General features: G+C 34.7%; 6 protein-coding genes. All 6 read left to right on the top strand.

What is annotated here, in order from left to right:
* Nucleotides 1–296 precede the first annotated feature (296 nt).
* A complete protein-coding gene (locus EA412_14710) occupies nucleotides 297–1,898 on the top strand; it encodes a T9SS C-terminal target domain-containing protein (protein ID TVR75884.1) in 1,602 nt (533 codons plus the stop codon).
* A gap of 451 nt (nucleotides 1,899–2,349) precedes the next feature.
* A complete protein-coding gene (locus tag EA412_14705) occupies nucleotides 2,350–4,191 on the top strand; it encodes a cystathionine beta-synthase (GenBank protein ID TVR75883.1) in 1,842 nt (613 codons plus the stop codon).
* A 157-nt stretch (nucleotides 4,192–4,348) separates the two neighbouring features.
* Nucleotides 4,349–5,215 (top strand): hypothetical protein, encoded by an 867-nt coding sequence (locus EA412_14700; GenBank protein TVR75882.1) that lies wholly within the window; start codon nucleotides 4,349–4,351, stop codon nucleotides 5,213–5,215.
* Nucleotides 5,216–5,361: 146 nt separating this feature from the next.
* A complete protein-coding gene (locus EA412_14695) occupies nucleotides 5,362–6,144 on the top strand; it encodes a DUF3050 domain-containing protein (protein ID TVR75881.1) in 783 nt (260 codons plus the stop codon).
* 374 nt (nucleotides 6,145–6,518) lie between these two features.
* Complete coding sequence (locus tag EA412_14690) at nucleotides 6,519–6,914, top strand: T9SS C-terminal target domain-containing protein (GenBank protein ID TVR75880.1); 396 nt, start codon at nucleotides 6,519–6,521, stop codon at nucleotides 6,912–6,914.
* A 17-nt stretch (nucleotides 6,915–6,931) separates the two neighbouring features.
* On the top strand, nucleotides 6,932–9,612 hold a 2,681-nt coding region (locus EA412_14685; protein ID TVR75879.1), incomplete at its 3' end, for a hypothetical protein.

The raw sequence follows: 9,612 nt of genomic DNA, 5'->3' as shown, positions 1-9,612 counted from the left end.
AATGTTCCGGCGAAGGTTGTAATGGCCCTGCACGGGAATTTGGTAACCGAATCTCCGCATGTGACACGATAGGTAGATAAATTTAAAACGAGTTAATAGAGTAGTTTTTTGAACAATAATTTTAAATGAATTAAATTTACATGTTTGTTGATGAATTTAATTATTTTTTTTACAAAACTGCCGTATCCCAAGTTTATGCTTGCGATAGATAAGGGGGGCAAGGTGCTCCGGTATATTCAGGAAATAATTCTAACCGAAAAAATGAAAATAACTTCAAATGCCAATATATGAAAGGAATATCTAAAATAATTATTGTTTTATTAATAACAGTAAGTTTAAATGCGCCGGGCCAAAGTAATTTCAACTATGAACTTTCATTAGTGCCGGTTTCCGTTACAAATTTACCCGGACTTCATTCTTATGCCTACGCACAATATGAAGGTAAATGGTTAATAATTGGTGGAAGAAAGGACGGACTGCACGCAAGACAACCTTTTAACGCATTTCCTGCGTCACAGAATAATACAAATATTTTTGTGGTTGATGTACAAAATGACCAACTTTGGACAGCTTCCGTAGACAGTCTGCCAACAGGATTAAAAGAGCAATTACAATCAACTAATATGAATTTTTATCAAGATGGCGACTCTTTATACATTATTGGTGGATATGGTTTTTCACCCACTGCAAACAATCATATAACGTATCCTTACCTTACTTCTGTAAATGTAAGTGGACTAATGAATGCTATTCAACTTAATCAGCCAATTAGTTTATTTTTTAAACAAATTCAAGATGATATTTTTGCAGTAACAGGGGGGCACCTGAAAAAATTAAATAAACAGTTTTATTTAGTGGGTGGACATCGATTTGATGGCCGTTATAATCCAATGGGTAATCCAACTTTTACTCAAGCTTACACTAATCAAATAAGAATTTTTTCTATTAACAATTCAGGTTCACAGCTTAGCTATAACAACTATTCTGCAATAACAGATGCCGTTCATCTAAGAAGAAGAGATTATAACCTTTTACCTCAAATTTTTCCAAATAGAGAGCAAGGACTTACTATTTCATCAGGAGTGTTTCAAATCAATGCAAACTTGCCTTTTTTATATCCTGTTGATATTACCGCCAATGGATATACTCCAATTACAACATTCAACCAATATTTAAGCAACTATCACAGCCCCGTGTTGTCTATGTATGATAGTATTGATAATAATATGCATTCAATTTTCTTTGGAGGTATGAGCCAATATTATTATGAAAACGGCAATTTAATTCAAGATGATTTAGTGCCTTTTGTTAAAACAATCAGTCGGCTAAGTAGAGATGCAAATGGTATTCTTACTGAATATCTCATGCCAATTGAAATGCCGGGTTTAAAAGGTTCAAGTGCTGAGTTCATTCCTAATTTAAACTTACCTCACTATTCGAACAAAGTGTTTAAAACCAATGAAATTAACCAAACAACATTTTTGGTTGGCCATATTTTTGGTGGAATAACTAGTCCATCATTAAATCCATTTTCAAATAATCAAACTAGTACGACTAGTGCTGATAATACTATTTATGAAGTTTGGCTTACAGCTTCCCCCCTTTCTGTAAATGAATTTATAATTGACGGAAAAAATCCTTATGATTTGACACTTTTTCCTAACCCATTTAACAATTCATTTTCAGTAAAATTTAATGCTGACCATCCGGTTAAAGCAAGTTATTTTATCAGTAACAGCCAAGGAAAAATTGTCCTGGAGACCTCAAACGAAATTTTCAATACCGGAATTAATATAGTTGATATTGAGTTTGACAGAAAACATTCTCCGGGAAAATATTTTATTACATTTGTTTTTGACAACAAATATTTTGTGACAGAAAAGATATTGAAAAAATAATTTGATAAGTGATTGGTGATAACACTCAACCACGGCTGGGAAACTGATAAGTGGTTGGTGATAAGACTCAAGCACGCGGAAAAAAACTAATCTAATAAGGTATCCCCTCTAAAAACAACTAAAACACATATGAGATTAGAATAAAAACTATTATTTCAGGAATGCTTTTACCTAAATATTCCTTTGTAAAATCCCGGTTATCAAAGAAAAAATTTCATATTATTTTTCATTACAACATAATAGATGAAGGCAGTTCAAATAATTTAAATTATCCCAATAATTTACCAACGTAATTACTACATGAAATAGCTGCTGCAAGAGAAAAGTAAAGAAAACTTAGAAAAGTAAAACCAAACAAGACAAAGGCAACTAAAAACAACAAATTACCGATGATGACTTTTAAAATCAATAGAAAAGATATATATTGGCGGCCTATCAATAAATAGATATAATGAAAGCAAAGACTACACTCAGTTATATTGAAAACGTATTAAAAAATATACCGAATGACTGGTTGAAACTTACCACACATCGATTAGATATTTTTGATGAAAGTCAGGCAAAAACACAGTTTCTCAACCGGTTTGAAAACCTTTTTAATGCAAATAACTACGATACAGCTGCATTAAGTGAATTACCCACTGCATTTGATTATATCCGTCTTGGTCACCCTTTGTCCTCTGTGTTAGAATGGGCAATAGCAAAATTAAACGATCTGAATCCGGATGCAGTTATTAGCTTTTCATCGAAGTCTATGCCGGTTTTAGCGGTTTTAAGAAAGAATTTACTAGATAAAAAAAACACACGGATTGTTTACACTGATACTTTACCCGATTTTTTTGACTTTGATGTGCTAAAACAAGTATATGGTTACAGTTTTGAACTGGTTAATACCAAAAATCCGGATACGATTCCGGATTTTAATGGGAGTACAATTTTTCTCTCGCAAGAGGGGGAATTAAAGAACATAAAACTTAATTCAAAAATTGACTTTTTTATCAGCCTCCGGGAAAAGCTTGGAAGTGTTATACTGGTGAATGGCAGAGCAAATGAGAATTATATAGCAGAGATACAACATGTACGAAGAAGGGAAAGTATTTCCATGACACCGGCGGATTCTCATTCAGCATTACAGTTACTGATAGGGAAAACCGTAGAGGCTGATGATAGTGATTTCGCAGCTAATAAAGAAAAAGTGATCATGTCTATCAGAAAGATTACCGCTACTAAATCAAATGTAATTCTAGGTTCTAGCGGGCTATCTGTTCAATATGCTATTATGATGGGACTCATTGAGGATGCACTAAAAAAACATAAAGGAAAAGATATCAAGATAATTGTTCCTCCAAATTGTTATGGGGGCACCAACGATCAGGCCAGGCGTGTAGCTGCATGCATTGAGAATGTTGAGATAATGGACCTTCCGGTTGATAGAGATAATAATATGGTGCAAAGTATTGATATCGTTTTAGAAAAAGTGGCTGAGCAAGGAGCGGTTCCTTATATTATTGCTGAAATACCAACAAACCCAAGAGTTGAAGTCCCTGATTTAGAAAAACTAAGAGCTGTTTTAAGTAAATCACGCAGAACAGCTAGTGGTGAAACTGCTATAGACCCCGTATTTATTTTAGATCAGACATTTTGTCCTAATATTCAGTTTTTAAGTGAAGAGGGAGTCCTCTCAAATGTAAGAACCATTTCTTATGTTAGTGGCTCAAAGTTTCCAAGTGGAGGCAAGTGTACGGCTGGATATTGCGTAGCCAATGAAAAAGCAGAAGGGCTGATGCCCGTAATAGATAAGCACCTCAAAGTTTGCGATAACCAAGCAACAGGGCTTCAGATTAAATTTTTAGCAGAACAGTTACCCTCAATGAATCAAAGAATTAAAGAAGCATATAAGAATACCCGTGAGTTTGTAAGTTTTATTGAGAAGAAGTTGCCAACAGCTAAAATTAATTTTGTTTCAGAGGATTTGGCTAGAGAAGGGTTTACGCCCTCTGTTTTTTCATTAGATCTTCCTACAAAGGGGAATACGGCTGCCGAAAGAGAAACCTATAAACGCGCGTTAAACCAAAAGCTAATTGACATGATGATTACTGAAATACCTCATGAAAGCAAATATTGTGTTAGCTATGGCCAACTTAAAGGCTGTTATTGGACAATCCCCGCAACGTCTACCCAAGGAACAACTAAAGAAGACGATAAGGATTATATAGCACGAGTATCCGTTTCTCCGGATTTAGACCTCGCACTTCACAAAAAAGTTTTTTCTAAATTCGTTGATCAACTTTAGAGCGAAGTAAATTAATGTTTATACTCAAAAAAAAAATTCCTATTTTTAACCGGTAATTAAAGCTAAAATTAGCTTTTTAGACAGCTTGTCCGCCTTTGGCGGGAACTGACTTTATCGTTAAGTTTAAAAGATAAAAACTTTTAAAATAAATACTTCAATGAGATTAAGTGTTGTTGCATTTCACAAAGTAAAATTATTTATAATATTTTTCACACTTGTTGCGTGTAATAAAGAGAGTGTTATTGATATATTCCCTAGTCCTGCCTATCAAATTACAAAAACCATTAGTTACAATGGAGTTTCTGTTGACATAGTGATTGACAAGCCGGAAGGCGATGAATTTAATGTTTTAATGGTCTTTCACGGAACCGTGGCCTACGATAGTTTAATTATACAAGCAGCGAATAATACACTTAACGGTTTTAAAAATATTCTTGATAGGGATGATTGGCTGATATTAAGCGTAGCTTATCCGGAAGAAGGGTTGCTTTTTGGAGACAACATTGAGCAATGCGAAGCTGCTCTCCTTTGGCTCAAAAATGAGGCAAGTGGGGAATTACAAATTAATATTCAAAAAATATTTCTTGCCGGCCATTCTCAGGGAGGTTATTTAGTAACCAGATTAAATACAATGCATGAAACTGATGGTGTGATTGCTAATGCCCCCGGACCACTCAATCTGGTATTTCGTTGTAAACTTGAAGAAAATGGTCAAATCCCAAGTGGTCTTGCGTGCTCCTTGCTTGACAGTGAATATGGTCCACCTTCTTTAAATCCTAACCCATATTATGAAAGATCACTACTTAACTATACATCGGGGCACAAATCAGATATATTGTTTATACAAGGGCTTAATGACTCCCCAATACAAATGCACTCCTGGCCTTTGTTTAGAGAAGAACTATTGAATTGCAACAACTGTCAAAGTGTACAGTTTGTTGAATTGCAAGGTTTTGGACATAATGCTTTGTTTAGCAATTCACAAGCAAAAACAGAGTTTAATAATTTTATTAACAGTAGATGATCTCCCTTTTCCCGGCGTAATTCATTAGCCATACAAATCCCTTATACCTAAAGTCTAAATTATATATAAAATAAACTTAGCGGAAATTTTATTATTTACTGTAAACTTTAACATTTTTATTACGTTTGATTTTCTAAAATAATAAAATGACCGGTCAAATAGAAAAAATAAGAAAAAAAATAGAGCCTTTAAGACAGGAGATAATTAATCACAAAGTGTATTCAGTAATTAAAGACGTAGATGACTTAAAAATATTTATGCAATTCCATGTTTATGCTGTATGGGATTTTATGTCTTTATTGAAAACTCTTCAAAATAACTTAACTTGTACTAGTGTTCCCTGGTTTCCAAAAGGCACGGCAGATACAAGACACTTAATAAATGAAATTGTCAATGGTGAAGAATCAGACATTGATATAAATGGCATTAGAAAAAGCCATTTTGAAATCTATCTTGATGCAATGAAACAGTGCGGGGCAGACACTTATCAAATTGAAAGTTTCACATCTATATTAAAAAATACCGGAAACTTTAATAAGGCATTTAAAAATTCTAACACCCCAAAGGAAGCTTCTGAATTTATCGATTTTACATTTAAAATAATCGGTACTAATAAGGCCTATTTGCAATCGGCAATATTTACATTTGGGCGCGAAGACCTAATACCCGGAATGTTTTTATCTATTGTTAATGATATTCATCGTAATTTCCCGGACAGCATTGGCATATTCAAATATTATCTCGAAAGACATATTGAAGTTGATGGAGACCATCATAGCCACCTTGCTTTGCAAATGACTGCTAATCTATGCGGAACTGACATAAAATTTTGGGAAGATGCAGAAAAAACAACAATTGAATCTTTACAAAAGCGAATTAATCTTTGGGACGGAGCTTACAAACAAATAATGAACAAAACAACCACCTAATATTTGTATAGGCAGATGATATAAATTTTATCATCTCGTTTTCTAAAAAAGAGAAAAACTGACCATTAATTGTTTAAATACTACTCCTTTAAAAAGTAATTTTTAAGGTTGCAGAAGCACCAATTATTCAAACCACAGCAAACTGAACCTATCTTTTTATTTTTTTCATTAGCTTATACATATAATATATACAGACATTGTAAGCTTTATAATATCAACTAAATAAACTTAAATAAAACCCATACTAGGATTCTATTTTTTTAAATTCTTTTCTATTTTTGCATTGATTTACAGCTCATATCATATAATTCATATGGTTTTATACAAAAACTAATTATACTTTTTTTACACACTAACATTAAATTTTAATTCAAATGAATTGCTTACAAACGTTTTTTTTAATGCTATTCCTCTTTTTTAGTTTTGGTGTAGCAAATGCCCAAACCGTAGTGGTTTTAGAACTACAAGACCCTTGTGCAACAGTTTCTGTTGAAGAAACTCTCCAACAGAAGCAGTCCTTTCAATTAGACATTTTTCCTAATCCGGCTAATGATAGAATCGTAGTCAAAGCTTCTTCAGGAGAACAAATGGGAAAGATAAAAATTCAACTAATCAATCTTAACGGTGCCGTAATTTTATCGGAAGAATTATTTTCAGAAAACAATGCCTTTATGAAGACCTTTAATATAAGTCATTTACCGCGTGGAACATACATTATGAATCTTTTTAAGGGAACAGAAAAAACAAGTAGAAAAGTAATCATTAATTAGTATTAATACTTATAAAAATGAAAAATAATATTTTTATCTTCATCGCACTATTCTGGCTAAATATCACTTCTCATAGTTTACATGCCCAAATTATTGATGTTTGCGGAACCGATTCAATTGTTTTAGAAACTGCCAATTACCAATACGGTACAATTCAATGGCAGAAGTCTAAAAACATGGAGACCTGGACATATATTCCTAACGCCCATAATTTTCAATATAACTTCCTTCCTGAAGAGAGTATGTATTACAGAGCAGTTGCTAAATTTCCAGATTGCCCTCCCTCCTATTCTGATATCTCTTACGTACAAATGCCTCCTGTTGCCAATGCCGGCTTTGACAGAGTAATTTCCGGCAATCAGGTAAAACTGTATGCAAATATTGAAGACGGAGCTGCCGGACTGTGGACGGTATTAGAGGGAAACGGGGGAACATTTGAATATAATAACAAGCCCTACTCTACTTTTAGCGGCACTGACTCCTTGTATGTTTTAGAGTGGAAACTTACCAATGCATGTGGTTTCACTACCGATACTATTGAGATACGATTCAGAGAGTTAAATCTCGCAGACAATATTGCTATTATAGATACAACCGATACTATTTTAAGTACTTATGAAGATTTAGTAGATGGTATTCATATCGTAACCTTTTCCGAACCGGTACCCCAAATTACAGAATCAACTTTACTTATTAATGTAAATAGTAACGGTTTTTTTAGAAAGGTAGACTCTTTTTCCGTCAGCGGAAATACTTATACCATGTTTACTTCTCAGGCTACTTTAGAGGATTTGATTGAGGACGGTGCCATTGATTTAGCCCAAATACTTGATTTTGAAACCCTTTCTGAAACAGCTAAAATTTCTAATAACTATCAACAACTGTCTCAATTGCCTACGCGTGCCGAATTATTATCCAAACCTGAATTTGCTCCGGGTAATATTCATTTTTATAAAATTGGGGAGCGTATTAATCGAACCGGACATCCGGATAATGAACTATCCTTCAGTCGCTCGGAAGAGGGTGCCACAAAAATATCTGTCAATCTGCCCTATCCCAATTTAATAGAATACGGGAGCTTCAAAGCCGGAGTTGCCGGAGAATACACTTTTCAGCCAAATTTGGTTGCCGACTTTGATTACACATATTGGTCAGGAGTTAAACATATTCGATTTGGCTCCAGTAATGCTATTGAAGAAAAAAGTTTGGGACTGGAAATGGAAGCTTCTCAGGGAATTAGTGTTCCTGAACAAGAGTTTGAGATTATTTCAATAACTAAAGACTATATTATTATTTTAGGTTACGTCCCTGTTTTGGTAAGTGTTAACCTTACTATTGATGGCAAATTTACAGCCGGTGTGAATGCAACTATCGATATGAGTTATATGCTTGAAGAAAGAAATAATATTAATGCATATATAGAATATAAAAATCAATCATGGGGTTACACCTACAATAAAACCGGTAATTCTGAATTGAATTTTGACTGGTCAATGACCGGAGAAATAGAACAAACTTTTTCTATTGGTCCCAAAATCAGCTTTACAGTTTTTAGATTCTTAGGTCCCTACCTCGATTTAAAATTAAACCAAAAAATGGGCGTATGCGTAAATCAGGATACTGACTGGAAAGTCGAAGCAGACTTATCTGCCGGACTCACTCTCGGTGCTGCTGCAACAGTAATCGGGCATGAACTTGTTGATATATCAAGAACCTGGAACAGGCCTTTTTATAATTACTCCTTCCCCCACAATTTAAATATTTACAGCGGAAATAATCAAACCTATATTCCGGGAGAACCTCTTGAGTTTAATCCTCGAATAAGAGTATTGAGCAACAGGGGGTTGACTTTACCTGTTGCGAGGGTGAAGTTTGTACCTAAAAATGGGGGGTACGTTTCTGATTCAATCGTGCTAGCCTCTTCGATAGGTCTTGCCGGAACAGTTTGGACTCCGGGCGATAGCCTTAAAAGCGAGCTGGAAGTTAGTGTGCTGGATTGTGAAGGGAACCATATTGAGAATTCTCCCTTGATTATAACTGCTTATGCTGATACTACTTGCTATGAAAGCTCTTTGGCTGTTAGTGTTGAACAAATTGACAGCATAATTAGACCTGTTGCACATCTTGGAGTTCCCCCTTATCTTTATGCTGAAAATGGAGACAATTTCCTGGAGGACATTCCCGAGATTGTTTTTGATTATGAGACTTTATATACTTTTTCGGTCAAGGATGAGCAAGGTTGTGTGGCTACAATTAACCATACAGTACCAAATCCATGTGTAGGCTCTAATTTATCGATGAATGTTGAAATAGTTGATGATGAATTGACTGTAGAGCCTCAGGGTGGGGAGCCGCCCTATATATATGCTGTCAATCAAGATCCGTTTACGTCAGCAATTCCATCTTTCCCTGCCGTACCGGGCGAAACCTATGCCATTACCGTAAAAGACGCTCTGGAATGTGAGTTTACTATCAGTGAAAGCATTCCTTTCCCTTGCGATGGGCTTATCTTATCCCTGCAAACGGATGAAAGCAGCATTACCGCTATTGCCATAGGTGGCAACCCGCCTTATTTATTTTCCATTGGAGATACCTTAAATTTTTCTACGAATAATCTGTTTGAAAATCTGGGCTTTGGAACTTATACAGTATATGCAAAAGACAGCGAAGGCTGTGTTAGTTTTCAAGTGGCTGATAT

It is taken from the genome of Chitinophagaceae bacterium (assembly GCA_007695095.1).
Taxonomy (GTDB): Bacteria; Bacteroidota; Bacteroidia; order Chitinophagales; family REEL01; genus REEL01.
This window is presented reverse-complemented; position numbering and strand designations above follow the sequence as displayed.